14 protein-coding genes are annotated in these 20,731 nt (G+C 62.8%); 6 read left to right on the forward strand and 8 right to left on the reverse strand.

The window, feature by feature from the left end; genetic code table 11:
- Positions 1-155 precede the first annotated feature (155 nt).
- The 4 genes from BLT98_RS26845 to BLT98_RS26860 form a co-directional block, all read right to left on the reverse strand.
- Positions 156-2,012, reverse strand: a complete 1,857-nt coding sequence (locus tag BLT98_RS26845; protein WP_092613383.1) for a DUF885 domain-containing protein — start codon at positions 2,010-2,012, stop codon at positions 156-158.
- Between the two features lie 169 nt (positions 2,013-2,181).
- On the reverse strand, positions 2,182-2,670 hold the full coding sequence (locus tag BLT98_RS26850) for a hypothetical protein (protein ID WP_034780924.1): 489 nt from the start codon (positions 2,668-2,670) through the stop codon (positions 2,182-2,184).
- Positions 2,671-2,739: 69 nt separating this feature from the next.
- A complete protein-coding gene (locus BLT98_RS26855) occupies positions 2,740-6,921 on the reverse strand; it encodes a DEAD/DEAH box helicase (protein WP_092613185.1) in 4,182 nt (1,393 codons plus the stop codon).
- Positions 6,918-8,861, reverse strand: a complete 1,944-nt coding sequence (locus BLT98_RS26860; protein ID WP_092613188.1) for a dipeptidyl-peptidase 5 — start codon at positions 8,859-8,861, stop codon at positions 6,918-6,920. Before BLT98_RS26860 ends, BLT98_RS26855 begins: the two co-directional genes overlap by 4 nt.
- A gap of 200 nt (positions 8,862-9,061) precedes the next feature.
- Here BLT98_RS26860 and hemE point away from each other — a divergent pair, with 200 nt between their 5' ends.
- Positions 9,062-10,147 (forward strand): uroporphyrinogen decarboxylase, encoded by a 1,086-nt coding sequence (gene hemE, locus BLT98_RS26865; protein WP_034780918.1) that lies wholly within the window; start codon positions 9,062-9,064, stop codon positions 10,145-10,147.
- Between the two features lie 841 nt (positions 10,148-10,988).
- Positions 10,989-13,046: a primosomal protein N' gene (locus BLT98_RS26870; RefSeq protein WP_092613191.1), complete on the forward strand. Its 2,058-nt coding sequence runs from the start codon at positions 10,989-10,991 to the stop codon at positions 13,044-13,046.
- 13 nt (positions 13,047-13,059) lie between these two features.
- Here BLT98_RS26870 and BLT98_RS26875 read toward each other — a convergent pair whose 3' ends face one another.
- On the reverse strand, positions 13,060-13,950 hold the full coding sequence (locus tag BLT98_RS26875) for an ArgP/LysG family DNA-binding transcriptional regulator (protein WP_034780913.1): 891 nt from the start codon (positions 13,948-13,950) through the stop codon (positions 13,060-13,062).
- Between the two features lie 128 nt (positions 13,951-14,078).
- Between BLT98_RS26875 and BLT98_RS26880 the strand changes: the two genes are divergently transcribed.
- Both BLT98_RS26880 and BLT98_RS26885 read left to right on the forward strand, forming a co-directional pair.
- Complete coding sequence (locus BLT98_RS26880; RefSeq protein ID WP_092613194.1) at positions 14,079-15,527, forward strand: dihydrolipoyl dehydrogenase; 1,449 nt, start codon at positions 14,079-14,081, stop codon at positions 15,525-15,527.
- 166 nt (positions 15,528-15,693) lie between these two features.
- Positions 15,694-16,815, forward strand: coding sequence for an HD-GYP domain-containing protein (locus tag BLT98_RS26885; RefSeq protein WP_244517733.1), 1,122 nt, complete (start codon positions 15,694-15,696; stop codon positions 16,813-16,815).
- A 9-nt stretch (positions 16,816-16,824) separates the two neighbouring features.
- Here the strand turns inward: BLT98_RS26885 and BLT98_RS26890 are convergent, their stop codons facing one another.
- The gene (locus BLT98_RS26890) at positions 16,825-17,310 is read right to left on the reverse strand and encodes an SRPBCC family protein (protein ID WP_034780908.1); all 486 of its coding nucleotides are present in this window, start codon (positions 17,308-17,310) and stop codon (positions 16,825-16,827) included.
- 209 nt (positions 17,311-17,519) lie between these two features.
- Here BLT98_RS26890 and BLT98_RS26895 point away from each other — a divergent pair, with 209 nt between their 5' ends.
- Positions 17,520-19,580, forward strand: coding sequence for a UvrD-helicase domain-containing protein (locus BLT98_RS26895; RefSeq protein WP_092613197.1), 2,061 nt, complete (start codon positions 17,520-17,522; stop codon positions 19,578-19,580).
- Positions 19,581-19,587: 7 nt separating this feature from the next.
- Here the strand turns inward: BLT98_RS26895 and BLT98_RS26900 are convergent, their stop codons facing one another.
- Both BLT98_RS26900 and BLT98_RS26905 read right to left on the reverse strand, forming a co-directional pair.
- Positions 19,588-19,944: an addiction module antidote protein gene (locus BLT98_RS26900; RefSeq protein ID WP_092613200.1), complete on the reverse strand. Its 357-nt coding sequence runs from the start codon at positions 19,942-19,944 to the stop codon at positions 19,588-19,590.
- Positions 19,941-20,333, reverse strand: coding sequence for a type II toxin-antitoxin system RelE/ParE family toxin (locus tag BLT98_RS26905; protein WP_092613203.1), 393 nt, complete (start codon positions 20,331-20,333; stop codon positions 19,941-19,943). Before BLT98_RS26905 ends, BLT98_RS26900 begins: the two co-directional genes overlap by 4 nt.
- 141 nt (positions 20,334-20,474) lie before the next feature.
- On the opposite strand from BLT98_RS26905, the gene BLT98_RS26910 reads away from it, so the two are divergent.
- Positions 20,475-20,693: a SlyX family protein gene (locus BLT98_RS26910; protein ID WP_034753936.1), complete on the forward strand. Its 219-nt coding sequence runs from the start codon at positions 20,475-20,477 to the stop codon at positions 20,691-20,693.
- Positions 20,694-20,731: the final 38 nt, after the last annotated feature.

Here is a 20,731-nt window from a genome sequence, read left to right on the forward strand (position 1 = left end):
AGCCTAGCAGGAAAATCGGCAATTGCCAGTGAGGAGTACGGTGGCGCCTGCCTTCCCGTCAGCTTAATGGACAGGGCAGCCGGTGGTTTGCGATAGCGCAAACCCATGCAAAAAGGGCGCCGCGGCGCCCTTTGCAAGCTGATGGCGAGTGCCAGTTAATTCATCAGTTCCTTGATGACTTTCACGGGCGCGCTGCCGTAGCTGAGGAATTGCTCATGGAAATCCTTCAGTACGAATTTGTTGCCCAGCGCTTGCTTGCGCTGTTCGCGCAAGTCCATGATTTCGCTGTAGCCGCTGAAATAGCTGGTCAGTTGTACTGAGCTCAGCTGCACGCGGCGCCATTTCTCTGTTGCTTCACGCTTGGTTTGGAAGGCCTGGCGCGTCAGCAGGTCGAGCGCTTGCGCTTCCGTCATGCCCAGCACGTGCACGCTGTAGTCGAGGATGGTATTGGTGACGCTGCGCAAGTTCCACTTCGAATACATCAGCCACATTTCCGGCGCGTTATTGCCATAGCCCGATTCGAGCATCATGCGTTCGCCATACACGGCCCAGCCTTCGATCATGGCGCCGTTGCCGAAGATGGACTTGACCAGCGACGGCGACTTGTTGGCGTACACGAGCTGCGTGTAGTGGCCGGGGATGGCTTCGTGGATATTCAGGATCTGCAAGATCCAGTGGTTGTATTCGCGCAAGCTGCTTTCCGCCTGCTCCGGTGTTTCGCCATCGAGCGGCGTCACGTTGTAATAGGTGCGGTCTTGCGGACGGTACGGGCCGGGCGCCTCGATGCTGGCGCCAGCCACGCCGCGCTGGTAGGCAGGGGTTTCACGCACGACCAGGGGCTTTTTCGGATCCATCGTCAGCAGGTTGTGGCTGGTCACCCATTCCTGCAATTGCGGGATCTGGCGGCGGATTTCCGGCACGAAATCAGCGGCCGCCACGTGGTTGCTGGACAGCTTGTCGATCACCATGCCGATCTTTGCCGTGCGGTCCGCCGGCTTGGCCGTATTGCCCATGGTTTTCACCCACAGCTCGTCGGACAGGCTATCCATGTGCTCGAGCAGCTTTTCGCGTGCGGCCAGGGCTTTCTGGTACATCTGCTCGGCGCTCACGCTGGCCTGGATATCGTAGGCGAATTTCTGTTCATACAGCTCCTTGCCGATGCGGAAGGAGCGCGCGTTGCCGTTCTGCGCCAGCGCGGCATCCTGTTCCGTCAGCCAGGCCGCGTAGCCTTGTACGGCCGTGCGGGCCGCGGCGATGCGCGCGTTGTACAGCTGTTTTTCCGCCGGCGTCAGGATGGAGCCCTGTGCCGTCTTGTTCAGGTCATCGAGCACGCTGAGCACGCCGGCGCTCTGGGCGATGGCCAGCTGCGTGTGTTCGCGCGTGGGATTGACGATGCTGGCGCGCGCGGCCGCATAGTATTGCGGCACGCTGGCGATGCGCTTGAGCAAGGTGCGCAGGCGCTGCGGCTGGGCCGCGTATTCCGTGTTCAGGATAAAGTCGATGGAGCCGGCCACGTTGTACTGGGCGGGATTCCATTCGAATTCGCGGAAGGTGGTCAGGTACCAGCGGTCCGCTTGCAGTTTATTCGTCAGCAAGGCCAGGTCGGTACGTTGCTTGTCCGACATTTTGCCGGCATTCAGCTTGCCGAACTTGCCCAGCCATTCTTCGATGAAGGCCAGCTGCTTCTGGCGGCTGGCCGCGTCGGGAATGCTCAGGTTGGCGGCGCCATCGTACTTGCCGACGGAAATCGCGCTTTCCGGGTCCAGGCGCCACAGGGCCGTGAGGAACTGGCCGCTCAGGTTATTCATGGAACGGTCGCTGCTGTTCTCGCTGGCCACGGCCGCTACCGTGGCTGCCGTGGCGGCGCTGACGACGGCCGCTTTCTTGGCGACGGTTTTTTTCTTGCTGCTGCTCGTTGCCTTGCCTTGCTTCTGCGGCTTCTTGGCGGCGCTGGCCGGTGCCAGGGTAAAGGCCATCATCAATGCGGCGAGCGCAACTTTATTTTTTATCAGCATAGTTTATCTCTTGAATATTTTGCTGTTTGCTCTCATCAGAAAATAATAAACTGATAATATAAGTAACAAACAACTATTGAAAGGTTGGCCTTGCTTGCCTGGGCGGCCCAAAGATTAGCATTAATTGCCGCCGCTGCGCAGTTTTTTGCGCCGGGCGCGCGCGGCGCTAGACGACGATAGCGCTGCCGCGCAGCATCTCCTGATGGCGCGCATTCAGGGCCGCCACGGCATCCTTGCCGCGCGCCATGCCGGTGGCGTGGATTTCCGTTTCCTGCGTGTAGCGCTGGCTGACTCTTACCGTATAGGACTGGAACAGCCAGCTCCAGAAGTTCGTTTCATAGACGGCTTCATCCATGTCGCGCCATTTCACGCCAGCGAGTTTCTTTTTCCAAGGCAAGATGCCGGAGGCCAGCCATACGCCCGCTTCATCGTAGTACAGCTGGTAGCTGCGGATGGTCAGCAGGCGGTAGCCGACGATCAGGGCCGAGCCGATCAGCACCACGAAGGCGGCGCGCGTGTTGTACTTGAAGGCCAGCGGCAGGGCGGCAAAGAATAGCAGCACGGCAATCAGGAAGGTGCTGACGTAGGCGGTCCAGGATTTGCCGCATAAAAAGGTGGCGCGCTGGCCGGCGCTGGTGGCGATATAGTCGGTCATGGCATGGGAGGGCAACAGGGAAAAACGATCATCGCATGGAACGCGGTGGCGCCGCTCATTTTTTCACTCTCATTGCTTCAAGCCCTCCTGCAGCATGCCCAGCATGTCATTGGCCGACATGCGCGCGGCCGCATCGCTGCCTTCCAGCAAGCTGTCGGCCAGGTCGCGCTTGTGTTGGTGCAATTCGACGATGCCTTCCTCGATCGTGTGTTTCGCCACCAGGCGGTAAATGGTGACGGGGCGCAATTGCCCCATGCGGTGGGCGCGGTCCGAGGCTTGGTCTTCCACGGCCGGGTTCCACCACGGGTCCATGTGGATCACGTAATCGGCCGCCGTCAAATTGATGCCCATGCCGCCCGCCTTCAGGCTGATGAGGAAAACGTCGCCCTCACCCGCCTGGAAGGCGTCCACGCGGCGCTTGCGCTCCTGCATGGGCGTGCTGCCATCGAGATACTGGTAGCGCACGCCATGCTGCTCCAGGTGCTGGCGGATCAGGGTCAAATGGTCGACGAACTGGCTGAAGACGAGCACCTTGTGGCGGTTTTCCAGCAAGCCCGACAGCAATTGGGCGAACGCCGCCAGCTTGCTGCTGGCCAGACCCAGCTCGGGCGCCACCAGTTGCGGATTGCAGCAGGCGCGGCGCAGTTTCATGATTTCCGCCAGGATCTGGATGGCTTTCTTCGATGCCGGCCCTTCCACCATGGCCAGCTTTTCCAGCGCTTCGCGGCGCAAGGATTCGTACAGCGCTGTTTCCTGCGGCGACAATTCCACTTCCAGCACAATTTCCGTGCGCGATGGCAATTCCGACAGCACTTGCGTCTTCGTGCGGCGCAAGATGAATGGCGCGATCAGGCGGCGCAAGCGCAAGCGCGCACCGGCCGCCGCCCGCTTGTCCTGATCCTTCTCAATGGGACCGGCAAAGCGCAAATTAAACTGGTCGAGGGTACCCAGCAAACCGGGGTTGATGAAGCGGAACAGGTTCCACAATTCGCCCAGGTGGTTTTCCAGCGGCGTGCCGCTGGCCACCATGCGGAAGTCGCCCTGCAGGGCCATCACGGCTTGCGAGCGCTTGGTGGCGCCATTCTTGATGGCTTGCGCTTCGTCGAGCACGATCGTATGCCAGCGTACGCCGGCAAACAGGGCCGCTTCCTGCTGCAGCAAGCCATAGCTGGCCACCACCACGTCGAACGGCTGCAAGGTATCGAGCATGTCGGCGCGGTCGCCGCTGCCGAACAGTTTGATGTTCAAGGTGGGCGCGAAGCGCTGCGCTTCGCTGATCCAGTTCATGCACACGGACGTGGGGGCGACGACGAGGGTGGGGCCGTTCGGCGCGCGCGCCAGGATCAGGGCCAGGGCCTGCAAGGTCTTGCCGAGTCCCATATCGTCGGCCAGGCAGGCGCCCACGCCCCAGTGCGCCAGCCGCGCCAGCCAGTTAAAACCGGCCAGCTGGTAATCGCGCAAGTCCGCCTGCAAGGTGCTGGGCAACTGCGGTTGATAGTCGTCGAGGGCGCGCAGGCGCAGCAAGTGTTCGCGCCACAGTTTGTCGGCTTTGACGCCGCCCGCGTCGTTGGCCAGCTCTTCCAGCGCGAAGGCGGCCAGCGGGTGGATGTGTACGCCATCGGCATGCGCCTCGCCATATGCGGCCAGCTCGGACAGGCGGCGGTGCAGTTCGTCGCTCAGAGCGAGGAACTGGTTGTCGCCTAGGGCCACGAAGCGGCTTTTGTTGTTCTGCATCAAGTCGAGCAGGGCGCGCAAGTCCATCACCTTGTCTTCGTCGATCTGCACTTCGCCGCTGGCGGCAAACCAGTCTTTTTCGCTCTTGATATTCAGGCGCATCTGGCCGCTGTCGATGCGTTTCGACACGCGCATGGTTTCGCCTTCGGGCCACGCCAGCACCATTCCGTCTGGCTCCAGCGCCTGCAATTCCACCAGCAGTTGCAGGCCCAGCGCAGGCTGGCCCAGCAGCCACTCGCCATGCTCTTCCTCCGCCTCTTCCAGCACCAGGCATTTTCCGATCAGCTGGCGCTGCGCCTCGCGTTCCGCATTCAGGTCGCGCCGCGCTTGCACTGCCCGGCCCGCCACGTCGGCAAACACGCTTTCGGCGCCGCTGCCCGGCGCGTAATAGGCGCCGTTGTCGAGCAGCGGACGCACGAGGATCTGCATTTTCAGGCCCTGCTGATAGGGCAGCAGGTGCACGTGCAGGCGGTGGTCGGCCGTGATCGCTTCCGCATCGCCGGCGCCGCCGCCGATGTCCGATTGCACGGTGACCATGGACGAAATGGCGCCGATCGCCTGCATCACCTGTTTTTCCGCATGCAGGGGCACGGACAGGCCCAGGCCGACGATGGCGCCGATGCGCCGGTGCTCGTCGAGGATGTGCACCACGCGCAAGCGCGTCGGCGTTTCGCGCTGCACCACCACATTGCTGCCGTTGTCGGGCAGCGGCGGTTGCATGCCCAGCCACAGCTGCCCTTCGTGCGACTTGATCAGGAGCTCCGGCGCGCCGGCGATCAGTTCCACGCGCGTGTCGGGATGGTCGAGCCAGAACACGAGCGGGTGGCCCACCAGCAAGACGGCGGCCTTGTCGAGCTCGATTTCATAGCGGGGCGCCGACGAATAATACTGTTTGAACGGCGCGATGCTGCCCGCCGCGCGCGCGTCTTGCGGCGTGAGAAAATCGATGTCGCCCGCCTCTTCGGCCAGGCGTTTGAGACCCGTGGCGCGGCCCTTGCTCCAGCCGCCGCGCGCGTCGCGCTTCTGCTCGCGCACTTCCACGGCCGTGAGGCCGAAGCGCGGGTCGAATGCCACCAGCCACACGAGGCGCGAGACGCCGCCCAGCGCTTCGGCGGGCGCGTTCTGCTGCAGGTTGATCAGCGCGCTCAGCTGGCGCTGCCACGCTTCCTGGCGCTCGAACCACGGCGCCATGTCCGTCAAGCCGTGTTGTGCCCGCTTGGCCGTCGCATAACGCTCCTGCTGCGGTTCACCCATCAAGCCCAGCAAGCCGGCCGCCTGCGCCGCGATCAGATCGTAGCCGGCCGCGTCCGCCTGCTGCACCAGTGACCGTAGCTGGTCCTTGCGCTCGCTCAATTGCGGTAGCGCCAGCCAGTAGTACAGCAAGCCCTGGAACAGCTGCGCCTGCAAGCCCGTTTCCCAGCTGCGCGTGGGGATGCTTTCCGCCAGCTGCACGCCGCCGCGCACCAGGCGCAAGGTGTTCAGTTGCTGGTAGACGATGCTGTCGTGGTTCGGCTGCGCATGCAGGGCGATATCGAGGTAGGTTTCCGCGCTCTTCAGCAGCTTGGCGTCGTTACCGCGCAGCAAGGCCAGCACGTACAGGTGGCCGCCGATGCCCGTAAAGCACAGCTTGCGCTTGCCCGCCTCCTTGCGCAGTCCTTTCAAGGCTGTCTCGAAGCCCGCCACGGCGTGCGCATGTTCGCCGCGCAACAGGGAGATGCTGCTGTCGACAAACAGCGCCTGCGGTCCCTGCTGGCCCGCCAGGTAGCGCGCGGCCGCGTCGAGTTCGCCGCACAGCAGGGCGTCTTCGGCCAGGGCCAATGGCAGGGCGGCGCCGATATGGTCGCCGGCGGCCGCCTGGCGCGCATGGTGGGCGCGCGCATACGCGCGGATGGCGTGCGCCGTGGCCGGTTCGCGCGGGGCATTGCCCAGCAGCACGGCGAGGATGTCATCCTGCAGTTGCGGCATGACGAAAGACAACATTTCCGGTTCGAATGGCCGGCCGAAAATCTCGATCAGCGGATGCAGCTGCTGCGCTTCATAGCACGCCATGCAGGCGGCCAGGATGGCGGCCACGTGGCGCACCTCGTCATTGCGCAGCAGGGCGATGCGCAGGCGCGCCACGCCCTGGCGGTAGCTGCGCAATTCCACATAGCCATCCCAGTTGCGCCGCACGGGGTTGATCAGCTCGATGGCCTGGCACAGGTCGCGAAACACCAGGTGCTCGATGGCCGCGCGCATGGCGGGCCAGCGCAGCCTGGCTTCACAGGCAAAGCCCCGCCCGACGATCTCGGACGCCAGCGCCAGGCGCGTCAGCCGCTGCAGCATGTTGGTTACCACCAGCAGGGAAAACGGCGTGCCGTCCGGCTCGACGACATTGGCGCGCTGCAAGTGTTCATACACGGCATGCTTGCCCACCGGTTCGCCCGTGATCGCCAGCAAGGCCAGGATCATCTGTTCATGCTGCTCCAGTGCGGCGAACTCGTCCAGCAGGTGTTGGTCACCATTCTGCTCGCTCATGCGGATAAGTTGGCGATCTGCACGGGCGGCTCGCCGGCCGCCACGGGCAGGCCGAACACGCGCTGGTAGAAATACAGTTCCGCCTCCAGGGTGCGCACGATGTTTTCCGCCTTGCGGAAGCCGTGCCCCTCGCCTTCCAGCGGTACATACGCGACGGGTACGCCGCGCGCCTGCAAGGCGTCGACCATCAGCTGCGACTGCTGCGGCGGCACGACCTTGTCATCGAGGCCCTGGAAGAAGATCATCGGGCGCGACAATTTATCCGTGTGGTGGATGGGCGAGCGCTCGCGGTACAGCGCCTCGGCCTGCGGTTGCGAAGCGATCAGGTAGTCGGTGTAGCGCGATTCGAATTTGTGCGAATCGTCGTCCAGGCCCTTCAGGTCGGACACGCCATAGTAGCTGGCGCCCGCCTTGAAGACGTCGTGGAACGTCAGGGCGGACAGGGTGGTCAGGCCGCCCGCGCTGCCGCCGCGGATGATCAGGCGTTCCGGGTCGGCCAGGCCGTTGGCCGCCAGGTAGCGCGCGCCGGCGATGCAGTCTTCCACGTCGACGATGCCCCATTGCCCGCGCAGCGCGTCGCGGTATTCGCGGCCGAAGCCGCTGCTGCCGCCATAGTTGACGTCGAGCACGCCGATACCGCGGCTGGTCCAGTACTGCGTTGCCAGTTTCAAGGTATTGCTGGCCATGCTGGTGGGGCCGCCGTGGCTGATGACGATGACGGGCGGTAATGTTCCTGCCGGCGCCTGCACGTCGCCATTGGCGGGCGCATAAAAGAAGGCGTGCGCCGTGCGGCCATTGCTGCTGGTAAAACTCAAGCTGCGCGGCACGGAGAGATAGTCGAGCGCGGGCAGGGCCGTGATCGATTGCGCCAGCACTTCCAGCTCATGGTTAGACAAATCGATGCGCGCCAGTTCCAGCGCGATGGTGGGGCTGCCGCCCAGCAGTGCGACGAAGCCGGGCCCCACGCGCAGTTCGCGGATTTCCTGGTATGGGTGGGAAATCGGCTCCAGCTTGGCCGCCGCCACGTTCAATTGCGCCAGGTAGCTGATACCGGCCTGGATATACGTGCAGACGATCTCGTCGTCGGAGAGAAAGCCGTACATGCTGCCGCCGAAGGTCCAGTGTGGCGTGGCAAATTCCGCTTCCATCGGGCACAGTGCCTCGATGTCGGCGCCGTGCAGGCGGTACAGATTCCACCAGCCGCTGCTGTCGGAGACGAAGTGCAGCAAGCCGCTGGGCGACCATTCTGGCTGGCAGATCGATTCGCGCGCGCCGCCGGCGATCAGGCGCGGCGAACCGAGGCTGCCGTCCGCATGCACATCTGCCAGCCACAGTTCCGTGCCTTGCCATGGCAGGCGCGGGTGATCCCAGCTGATCCAGGCCAGCTGGCTGCCGTCCGGCGACAAACGCGGCGCCGCATAAAAGTCGTGGCCGCGCGCCAGCACCGTTTCGCGCCCGTCGAAGCCGACGGCCACCAGGCAGTTTTCCGGATGCGCGTGGCCTTCCGCCGGATGCTGCTCGCGCACGGCGATCAGGCGGGAACGGTCCGCATCGACCACAAAATCCGCATGGCGCGTGCTGCCGCCCGTGGTGAATGCTTCCGGGGTGCCGTCGCCGTCCACGCGGTACAGGCAATTATCGGCGAAATGCGAGAAATACACGCTATCGCCCGCAACGGCATACGCGCCGCCGCCGTATTCATGCACGCGGGTGCGCACATTGAAGGGCGCCGGCGTCAGTTCATCGACACGCGCGCCGCGCTGGCGCAGCAGGGTGTTGCGGCCCGCCTCGCTGGCGCGTCCGGCCAGCCAGAACACGTCGCTGCCATCCGCACCGCCCAGGGCCAGCTGCGTCAGCGGCGAGGCGCCGGCGGCGACGATGGCCGCGCTGATCGGCGATGGCCAGATGCCATAAGGGGTGCTGGATGCGGTCGAGGTCATGCGGGCTCCGTATAGTGAGGGGATCAAGGGCCGCCAGGCAGGGTCAGGGCGCGCGGCGGCGTGCATCATCATAATGGAAGGGCAGGCACAACGAAAGTCATCGCTGTGCGTGGCAAATGCTGCAAAGCGGCACCGGAATCAATGAAATGGCGGCGATTGGATGCGATAATACCGCTTCTCCAAGCTATTGATTGCCTTCCATGCCACAATTTGCTCCGCTCCAGAATGATACTTTCCTGCGCGCCTTGCTGCGCCAGCCGACCGAGCATACCCCTGTCTGGCTGATGCGCCAGGCGGGCCGCTACTTGCCCGAATACCGCGCCACGCGCGAGCGGGCCGGCTCCTTCCTGGGCCTGGCAAAGAATCCCGATTACGCGACGGAAGTCACCTTGCAGCCCCTGGAGCGTTTCCCGCTCGACGCGGCGATTTTGTTTTCCGACATCCTGACGGTGCCCGACGCGATGGGTCTGGGCCTGTATTTCGCCGATGGCGAAGGCCCGAAGTTCGAGCGCCCGCTGCGCACGGAACAGGATGTGAAGGCCTTGCAAGTGCCGGACCTGGCATCGCTCGACTACGTCTTCAAGGCCGTCACGCAGATCCGCACGGAACTCAACGGCCGCGTGCCGCTGATCGGTTTTTCCGGCAGCCCGTGGACCCTGGCCTGCTACATGGTGGAAGGCGGCGGCTCGAAAGAGTTCCATACCATCAAGAAGATGCTGTACAACCGCCCGGACCTGATGCACCACATCCTGGCGATTAACGCCACCTCCGTGGCGCAGTACCTGAACGCGCAAATTGATGCCGGCGCGCAAGCCGTGATGATTTTCGACTCCTGGGGCGGTGCGCTGGCTGACGGCGCCTACCAGGAATTCTCGCTGGCCTACATGCAGCAAGTGGTGGCGCAGCTGAAACGCGACAAGGATGGCGTCAAGATTCCCGCCATCGTGTTTACCAAGGGCGGTGGCCAATGGATCGAGCAGATCGCCGACATCGGCGCCGATGCCGTGGGCCTGGACTGGACCGTCAACCTGACGCGCGCGCGCCAGCTGGTCGGCCATAAAGTGGGCTTGCAGGGCAATCTCGACCCGGCCATCCTGTTCGCCAGTCCCGAGCAGATCCGCGCCGAAGTGGCGAAAGTGCTCAACGCCTTCGGCGCGCCATCGGCCGGCACGGGCCATGTATTCAACCTGGGCCATGGCATTTCCCAGTTCACGCCACCGGAATCCGTGGAAGCGATGGTGGAAGCCGTGCACAGCATGAGCCGCGCCATGCGCAGCGGCCAGTAATTTCGGCGCCTCCCCTGGCGCAGGGACAGAAAAGGCAGGCTTTCCAGCGGAAGCCTGCCTTTTTCTTTGCTGCGCCCTAGCAAGAAATACCGACTTATGCACAATTTTTTTTGCTGCGGAAATAAGAGGCAGTCGAAAAGCCATGCCCGGGGATGCTCTGCAAGTGCTTGATTATTAAGAAATAAAAAATGCCTTGTTCGGCGGACTTTGTTGCTATTGATAAGGTTATTCTTTCGTTCGCCGGCCTTATTCCTTCATTGTCCACAAAGTTATCAACAGATTCTGTGGATAAAATTGAAAAGTAATTTGTTAACCGATACTTAGCGTCGATGTTCAGGTTTCACGTGAAGTGTATGTTGCAGCGCATGATAATTGAACAATGTTTCGCCACCCGGCAGGTAAAAACGAACGCTTGCCCGGCAATTGTCAACTTTGCCGCAGGCCGCCCCCGGTTTTCCCGATCGGGTGCCTCAAAGTGGTGCTGATTTCTGTATAAATAAATTACAAATGGTTCAGTTATGCACAGCGGCGGAAATGTCCTGTGGATTTGTAGCCTCCCGGGCATCAATTTTTAAGCCATTGATTTTAAATGGTTAATTTTTCTTGCGTGCCGCTCTTGACGGCGATCGAAATTTTCTGTCCACATTTTTCTGAAAGTTAATTTTGCTTTGTCCACAAAGTTATCCACAGAATTTTCTTCAGGCACGATGGCACCCTGTCCTGTCCGCCGTTAGGCGTTTGATAGGTGAAACAAGTATCATGGCCCGCTGGCTTGATGCCGGACATCCCGCGCGCCATTTCCCCTGCGGCGCGCTTTTTTATTGAGATAGGCCCTACTTCCATGTCGCAGTGCATTTTGACGTCGTGCATCCTGAAAATCGCGCTCGACACGCCCTTGAACGCCCTGTTCGACTACCGCTGGAACGCGGCGGTGGATGCCGGTGCGGACGCTGTCGTGGCACTGCCGCAAGTGGGGCAGCTGGCGCTGGTGCCGTTCGGCCGGCGCGAAGTGATGGGGCTGATTGTCGGCGTATCCGACAGTACCGACGTGCCCGCCGCGAAATTGAAGGACGTGCTGGCCGTGCGCAGCCAGCTGGCGCCCCTGTCGGAACAATGGCTGGCGCTGGCCGCCTTTGCTGCCGATTACTACCAGCGTCCGCTCGGTGAAGTGGCGCTGCCGGGTTTGCCGAAGAATTTGCGCGTGCTGACCACCGTGGCGCTCGACCGCGCCATCAAGAAGCTGGGCAAGCTGGCCGACGCGCATGACGGCACGCCGTTGAACATGCCGGCGCTCAACCCGGCGCAGCAGGAAGCGGCGGACGCCATCGGCGGCGCCCAGGGTTTCAAGCCAACCCTGCTGTACGGCGTGACGGGCAGCGGCAAGACGGAAGTGTATCTGCAGGCGTGCGCCCAGGTGCTGGCGCGCGAGGATGATGCGCAAATCCTGATTTTGGTGCCGGAAATTAACCTCACGCCCCAGCTGGAAGGCAATATCCGCGCGCGCTTTCCCGGCGTCATGTTGGCCACCCTGCACAGCAGCCTGTCCGAAGGCGAGCGCATGCTGCACTGGCTGGCCGCGCACCAGGGCCAGGCGCGCATCGTGCTCGGCACGCGATTGGCCATCCTGGCGTCCTTGCCGAAACTCAAACTGATCGTCATCGACGAGGAACACGACCCGTCGTACAAGCAACAGGAAGGCTTGCGCTATTCGGCGCGCGACCTGGCCGTGTGGCGCGCCTGGCAATTGCAGATCCCCATCGTGCTCGGTTCGGCCACGCCGTCGCTGGAAAGCTGGCACCATGCACAGACGGGGCGCTACCGCAAGCTGGAATTGCGCGAACGGGCCGTCAAGAATGCGGTGTTGCCGCGTGTCAAGATTTTGGACATGGAGCGCGACAAGCCGAAAGACGGCCTGACTTCGCATCTGGTAGCCGCCTTGAAACTGCGCATGGAGCGCGGGGAACAGTCGCTGCTGTTCTTGAACCGGCGCGGCTATTCGCCCGTGATCTGCTGCGAATCGTGCGGCTGGATCAGCAATTGCACGCGCTGCACCTCGTTCATGGTGCTGCACAAGCCCGAACACCGGCTGCGCTGCCACCATTGCAGCCTGGAATTGCGCATTCCCCGCCATTGCCCCACCTGCGGCAACGTCGACCTGCAGCCGCTGGGACGCGGCACGCAGCGGGTGGAAGAGGGCTTGCAGCAATTGTTTCCCGAGGCGCGGATCTTGCGCATCGACGCCGACTCCACGCGCAAGAAGGGCAGCGCCCAGGAAGCGTTCGACACCGTGCACCGGGGCGAAGTGGATATCCTGATCGGCACGCAGATGGTGGCCAAGGGCCACGATTTCAAAAAGCTGACCCTGGTCGGCATTTTGAACCCGGACACGGCCCTGTTTTCCCAGGATTACCGGGCCAGCGAACGGCTGTTCGCCCAGCTGATGCAGGTGGCGGGCCGGGCCGGGCGCGCCGCGCAGACGGAAGGGGGCAGCGTGTCCGAGGTGCTGATCCAGACGCGCTATGCGCGCCATCCCCTGTACGACGCCGTCGTCAACCACGATTACGACCACTTCGCCACGACCTTGCTGGAAGAGCGGGCCCAGGCGGCGCTGCCGCCGTATCTGTTCCAGGCCCTGCTGCGTGCCGAGGCGCCCGAACTGGCCACGGCCATCGAGTTCCTGCAGGCGGCCAAGGAATGCATGGAACACCCGCAGGTGACCATCAACGATCCGATTCCCATGAGCATGACGCGCGTGTACAACGTCGACCGCGCCCAGCTGCTGCTGGAATCCCCCTCGCGGCCCGCGCTGCAAGCGTTTTTAAAAGAATGGCTGGCGGAATTGCGCGCCATGAAGACGCGCGTGAAATGGTCGCTGGAAGTGGACCCGCTGGATATTTAATTAATTCACTGAATTAGTTCAGATAGTCGCGCGCCGACTTGACGATCTGCTCGGACAGCAGCTTGGTAAACGGCGTGTCCAGGGTCCACGCATGCCAGCTCAGCGGTACGTCCAGGGTGCTGCCCGGCATCAGATCCACGAGACGGTCTGTTGCCAGCGCCTGCGCGGCCAGGCGCTGCGGCATCAAGCCGTAGGCGAGTCCATCCTGGACGCAGCCGCGGCGCGTCGCTTCCACGGGTAAGGTGTGGTGCGGAAACGGTTCACGCATGCTCAATTGTTCAGCAAGAAAACGCGCCAGCAAGCCGTGCTGGCCCACCACGGCGGGCGCCAGTTGCACCGCCTCGGCAATAAAACCATCGCCGAACCAGTGGCCTGCAAATACTGGTGTTGCCACGCAGACATAGCGCAAGGTGCCCAGCGGCGTGACGCTGGTGGCGGCCGCCGCGTCGATCGCTGTGCCGGACTCGGCTGCCACGCAGCCGAACACGGAGCCGTCGCGCACCATCTGCAGGGCGCTGTCGCTGTCGGCCAGGCGCACGTCGAGCTGGCAGCGCGGTGGCGCCAGCAGGGCGGACAAGGTGTCGGGAAACCACGTGGCCAGGCTGTCGGCATCGATGGCGATGGCGATTTCCGGCATGCTGACGCTGTTGCCCAGGTCGATGTCGAGCGACGCTTCCATCAGCTTGACGTTGCGGTGATGCACGATCAGGCGCTGGCCCAGTCCCGTCGGCACGGCTGGCTGGCCACGGATGATCAGCAGGCGCCCGCTGGCGTCTTCCAGCGCCTTGATGCGCTGCGAGACGGCCGACTGGGTGATGCCCAGCGCCAGGGCGGCCTTGTCGAAACTGCCATGGCTGGCAACGGCGTCCAGCACGGCCAGCGCGCGATAATCGAGTGATCCCATTAGCTCAGCTTATAAATTTTGAAAATGATTAGTTATACTAATGCATATATTGCTGCAAAGTAAAACCTTATTTTTGGCAAACGGGTAGTATCGAACGCTGTGAGCAACCTCAGTGGATGGATAGCACCATGAAGACGATACGAGTGGATGTGGCCGTGATCGGCAGCGGCACGGCCGGCATGACGGCGCACAAGGCGGCGCGCATGCAGGGCAAGCGCGTGCTGATGATCGAAAGCGGACCGTACGGCACGACCTGCGCGAGGGTGGGCTGCATGCCCAGCAAACTCCTGATCGCGGCGGCCGAGGCGGCCCATGCCGTGGCTGCCGCGCCGGCTTTTGGCGTGCACCCGGGCCCCGTGCGCATCGATGGCCGGCAAGTGATGGCCAGGGTGCGCAGCGAGCGCGACCGTTTTGTCGGCTTCGTGCTCGACGGCGTCAACGCCATCCCAGACGAAGAAAAACTGCGCGGCCATGCGCGTTTTATTTCCCCCGGTAAATTGCAGGTGGATGAGCAGACGCTTGTCGAGGCCACCAGCGTGGTGATCGCCACCGGTTCCACGCCCATCGTGCCGCCCGAGTGGCAGGCGGCGGGAGACAGGGTCATCACCAGCGACGCCGTGTTCGAGTGGACGGATTTGCCAGGCTCCGTGGCCGTGGTCGGCAGCGGCGTCATCGGCCTGGAACTGGGCCAGGCGCTGGCGCGTCTCGGCGTGCGCGTGACCTTGTTTGCGCGTGGCAATAAAGTCGCGCAGCTGACGGACCCGCTGGTGCTGCGGGAGGCGGATGCCGTGCTGGCGCGCGAACTCGATATCCGCTTCATGACCAAGGTCGCGCACATGGCAAAAGCGCCGGACGGCAGCGGCATCCTGCTCACCAGCAGCGATGCCGCCGGCGTGGAAAAAACCGAGCAGTTCGAGTATGTGCTGGCCGCCATCGGCCGGGCGCCGAACGTGGGCAAGATCGGCCTGGAAACGGCGCAAATCGAACTCGACCGCCACGGCATTCCCCTGCATGACCCGCATACCATGCAGTGTGGCAAGAGCGCCATCTTCATTGCCGGGGATGCCGACAATGCACTGCCGCTGCTGCCCGAAGCGGCCGATGAGGGCCGCATCGCGGGCGACAACGCGGCGCGCTTTCCTGACGTCAAACCAGGCTTGCGCCGCACGCCGTTGACGATTGCCTTCACGGAGCCGCAGATCGCCACCCTGGGCGCGACGTACCAGCAATTGTGCGTGAGCCATGCAGGCCGCTTCGCCGTCGGTGCCGTGTCATTCGGCAACCAGGGCCGCAGCCGCGTGATGCTGCAAAACCAGGGCTTGCTGCGCGTGTATGCGGAATTTGGCAGCAAGCGCTTTCTTGGCGCCGAGCTGATCGGCCCAAGGGCGGAACACCTGGGCCATCTGCTGGCCTGGGCATGCCAGGCGCAGCTGACGGTGCCAGCCATGCTCGACATGCCGTTTTACCACCCCGTCATCGAGGAAGGCGTGCGCACGGCCTTGCGCGAACTGGCGCTGTACTTGGAAAAAGACCCGGAACACGCGCCCGGCTGCGCCGATTGCACACCTGGGCCCTGAATGCAACTTTATGATTTATATAATTTTGTAGACAAGCTCACATGATTGCGCGATCATCGCTGCCACATTGAAATATTGATTAAAAGCAAAAAACATTTCAATTGGCACATGCCGCCCATGCCGCAATGGTAAAAAGGGTAGCGGCTGGCGATGACACGGAGACGATGTGAAAATTCGGCGCATTTACGCGGGAGAACTCGCCCTGGGCGTGGCCTTGCCCTGGGACGTGCACGGCGAGACGGGCAGCCTGCTGGCCAGGCTGGGCCATGTCATCAGCAGCGAGAACCAGATCGCCTTGCTGCTGGCGCACGGCGTCATCGCCGATACCAGTGCGGACGTGCCGCGCACGGCCACGGAAGCGCCGTCGGCCCTGCGCATGCTGAACCTTGTCACGGCAGGGCTGGCCCTCGTCCTGCCGGCCATTGCCGCCGGGCAGGCGGGCAGCCACCTATCCCTCGCGGCGCTGGCGCAGCTGGTGGAAGAGGCTGTTGCGCTGGATGCGGACGTGGCGCTGGCTTGCATCCTGCACAACCAGGGCGCGGGCGACTTTGCCGTGCGCCACAGCGTCGACACGGCCGTCATCACGGCCCTGCTGGCGCGCGCCCTGAAACTCGATGATGGCGTGCTCCGCAGCGTGGTGCTGGCCGCGCTGAGCATGAATGTGGGCATGCTGGAACGCCATGCGGATTTCCAGCACAAGGCGGGACCGCTGGACGCGCAGGAGCGGGCTTATTTGCGGGCTCATCCGCAAGCCGGTGTCGACCTGCTGCGCGCGGCGGGCGTCACGGACGCCGTCTGGCTGCAGGCCGTGCTGCAGCACCATGAAAACATCGATGGCAGCGGCTATCCGCTGGGCACGCAAGGCGAGGCGATCGGCATCGGCGCGCGCCTGATCATGCTGGCCGACCGCTATTGCGCGCGCGTTTCGAAGCGTAGCTACCGCCAGCCCTTGCTGCCGAACGTGGCCCTGCGCGAAATGCTGATGGCCGACAAGGCCACGCTGGATGCGCCGCTGGCGTCCCTGCTGGTGCGCGAGCTGGGCATCTACCCGGTCGGCACCTTCGTCAAACTGCTCAATGGGGAAATCGGCGTCGTCACGCGCAAGGGCTTGAATGCCGCCACGCCGCACGTGCAGTCGCTGATCGGCCCCCGCGGCGCGCGCCTGGACGTGCCGCTGCGGCGCGATACGCGCGTGGACTTGCACGCCATCCGCGAAGTGCTCAGTGCGGAGCAGGCGGGTTTGCAGTTTCGCCCTGATCAGCTGTGGGGCCGCAGCGCGCGAATGTAGCCCAGGCGCTTAGTTCAGCAAGCCCGCATCGAGCCGTCCTTCGACTGCCAGTTCGCGCATGATGCGCACGGTGTCGATGTCGGACTCCTTGTAGGCGGAACGGCGGAAGTCGTCGTACAGGGCGTTGGCCGCATCGGTGGCCGCGTCGTGGCCGTCGTCGTACTGGAAGCGCACCCACATGCTCGCTTCGTCGGGCATTTCGATGGTCATCACCAGCGAGGACGCGCTGATATCCTTTTGCGCCGGCACTTCGTAGCGCACCTGCAATTGCGGCACCAGCACCACCCTGTCGTTGATGACCAGCTCGCCATAGCGCAGGCTGCGCGCGAAGCCGGTATCGCTGCGCTCGCTGATCTGGCATTCATCGAGGTGCGGCACGAACAGTTTCGGCGACTCGGCGCGCAAGACCAGGCCGCGCCAGACTTGCTCCAGGGTCAAGGTGTCGATCAGCGGGTTCAAAGGATCGTTGATTTCAATCAGGTGTTCAAATTTCATGGGACTGCCATTCGGTAAGTGGGCGCACACGGGCGATATAGGCGGAATGGTACTCCAGGCGTGGCCGTGCCGCACGCATTGCATGGGTCAAGATGGCGTCAGATGGCGATATATCAATGCCATTGCCTGTTTTTCAGGCATGGCCCGCCATGCAAATAGCCTGCGCGACGCTGTTACAATGGGCTGCTGTTCCCTGCGGAAATACCCTGATGTCCAAAGCACCACAGTTCGGTCTGAATGCGCCCCAAAGCGAAGCGGTTACCTACCTCGACGGCCCTTGCCTGGTGCTGGCGGGCGCCGGCTCGGGCAAGACGCGCGTGATCACGCAAAAGATCGCCCATCTGATCGAAGACCGGGGCTATGACCCGCGCACCATCGCCGCCTTGACCTTCACCAACAAGGCGGCGCTGGAAATGCAGGAGCGCATCGCCAAGCTGTTGAAACAGCCGCGCCAGGCCAAGCAGTTGACGGTGTCGACCTTCCACTCGCTGGGCGTGAAAATCCTGCGCCAGGAAGCCAATGGCGTGGGGCTGAAGGACCGCTTTTCCATCATGGACAGCGACGACTGTTTTTCCCTCGTGCAAGACCTCGCCATTACCACCGATAAACAGGTCATTCGCGGCATCCAGAACGCCATGTCCTTGTGGAAAAATGGCCTGATCGACCCGGACATGGCGCTGGCACAAGCCAAGGATGAGGACGAGGCGAATGCGGCGCGCATCTACCGCAGCTATGTGGCAACGCTGTCCGCCTACCAGGCCGTCGATTTCGACGATCTGATCCGCTTGCCGGTGGAACTGTTCCGCAACAACGGCCCCGTGCGCGACAAGTGGCAGCGCCGTTTGCGCTATCTGCTCGTCGATGAATACCAGGATACGAACACGTGCCAGTACGAACTGGTGAAACTGATGGTGACGGGCATCGGCAAGAAGCCGATGTTTACGGCCGTGGGCGATGACGACCAGGCGATCTACGCGTGGCGCGGCGCCACCGTGGAAAACCTGAAGACCCTGGAGACGGATTTCCCCGATTTGCGCGTGATCAAGCTGGAGCAGAATTACCGCTCCACCATGCGCGTGCTCAATGCAGCCAATGCCGTGATCGGCAACAATCCTAAACTGTTTGAAAAGTCGCTGTGGTCCGAACACGGCCTGGGCGAGCCGATCAAGGTGCTGGGCATGCAGACGGACGAGCAGGAGGCGGAGCAGGTGGCCATCATGATCTCGGCCGACCATTTTGAACGCAAGAACAAATTTTCCGATTACGCCATTTTGTACCGGGGCAACCACCAGGCGCGCATCATCGAGCAGTGTTTGCGCAAGGAACGCATTCCGTACACGATTTCGGGTGGCCAGAGCTTCTTCGACAAGGCCGAGATCAAGGACATCATCAGCTATCTGCGCCTGCTGGCCAACGAGGACGACGATCCGGCTTTCATCCGCGCCGTGACGACGCCGCGCCGTGGCGTGGGGCAGTCGACGCTGGAGGTGCTGGGCGCGTTCTCGGGGCAGTGGCAGTGCTCGCTGTTCCAGGCCGTCTTCAAGGGCGGCATCGAGGCCAAGCTGACGGACCGCCAGCTGGGTCCGCTGCGCGACTTCTGCAACTTCATCAACGACCTCGAATCGCGCGCCAGCCGTCCGGGCGCGGCCGGCAGCGGCGACAACGCGGCCGAAGTGCTGGATGACATGATGAAGGAAATCCACTACGAATCGTATCTGTACGATGCCTTCGAGGAACGCCAGGCGCAAAGCAAGTGGCAGAACGTGCTGGAATTCGTCAACTGGCTCAAGGAACGGGGCCGGGGCGGCAAGGACCGCGATGGCGAAGAAAAGAACGTGCTGGAATTGACGCAGATGGTGGCCTTGATGACCATGCTCGAGGGCAAGGACGAGGAGCAGGATGCCGTGCGCATGTCGACCCTGCACGCGTCGAAAGGTCTCGAGTTTCCGCACGTGTTTCTGGTGGGCGTGGAAGAGGGGATCTTGCCGCACAAGGGCGACCCTGACGCGCCGGCCGAAACCATCGCCGCGCGCATCCAGGAAGAGCGGCGTTTGATGTATGTGGGCATTACGCGGGCCCAGCGCACCTTGCACATTACGTGGTGCAAGAAGCGCAAGCGGGCTGGCGAGCAAGTCCATTGCGACCCGTCGCGCTTCATCAAGGAAATGGAACTCGACGTGGGCGACGCCGTGCCGACGGAAGCGGAAGTGATTTCGCCCAAGGAGCGTTTGGCGCGCGTGAAGGCGCTGTTGGCCGCGCCGAAAGGGTAAGCGGCGCTCAGGCTTCCACGGCGCCGTCCGGGGTGGCCTTCGGCACGATGGCCAGTTGCATGCCCAGCGCATCGAGCATTTTTAAAATGGTTTCAAAGCGCGGCTTGCTGCCTTCGCGCAAGGCTTTATAGGCGCCTTCGCGCGTGATGTCGGCCCTGGCCGCCACCTTGCCCATGCCGTAGGCGCGCACCACGTCGTTCATGGCGGACTGGAACAGTTCGGCATTGCCGGTGGCGACGATTTCGCTCATGTAGGCGGCCACGGCGGCCCTGCTGGTCAGGTGTTGTGTCGGGTCAAATTTGCTCAGTCCCAATGCTTCCAGGTCGTCGAGGTCGAAGGTGTCGTGGTCGATGTCGTGGTTCATTTCTTTCGTGCTCCTGTGGAGGGGCTTGCCGCCGCTTTTTTGAGGGCCGCCTGCCGGGCTTTCAGCTCCCGGAGGATCGCTTGCGCCTGCTTGATGTCGCGCTGCTGGCTGGATTTGTTGCCGCCCAACAGCAGCAAGATCAGGGTGCCCCCGTTCGTTTCATGAAAATACACGCGCCAGCCCGGTCCCGTCTGTAAAAAGCGCAGCTCGCACACGCCTTCACCCACTGGCCGCCAGTCGCCCTTTTTGCCGTGCTGCAAGCGTCGATGGCGGCGGCCGCAACATCGTGCAGCGAGTCTTCCCAGCGCCGGTATTCGGCCGTCTTGCGCGTGTCGATCAGCGGTGGTTCGGGTGACGTGGATGCAGTCATTGTAATCGTTTGTTCTCATTCGTCAAGCGATTTGAGAGGGCCAAACGAAAGAATAGGCAGCAATGGCCGTCTGACCGATGGCGAATGGACGAGGTTTGTCCTGGCTCACGCTGCTGCGGCGGTAGAATGCCGCTTTCAGTCAGAAATGAGCAGAAGCACCATGGACAATGCAGAACAGATGGAAGTACGTTTCGTCGATATTGAAATCAAGCTGGCGCAGCAGGAAGACCTGGTCGAGTCGCTGAACCAGATGGTGTACCAGCAGGGCAAGCGCATCGACCAGCTTGAGGCGATGCTGCACAAGCTGGGCGAACATGTGCGCGATGGGGCGCAGCAGGCAAATGGCGGGCTGGTCAACGAACGTCCGCCGCATTACTAAATCGGCATCGTGGAGCGGGACGCATGAAAACCATTCAT

The sequence above is a fragment of the Janthinobacterium sp. YR213 genome (assembly GCF_900099875.1).
Classification (GTDB): Bacteria; Pseudomonadota; Gammaproteobacteria; order Burkholderiales; family Burkholderiaceae_D; genus Janthinobacterium; species Janthinobacterium lividum.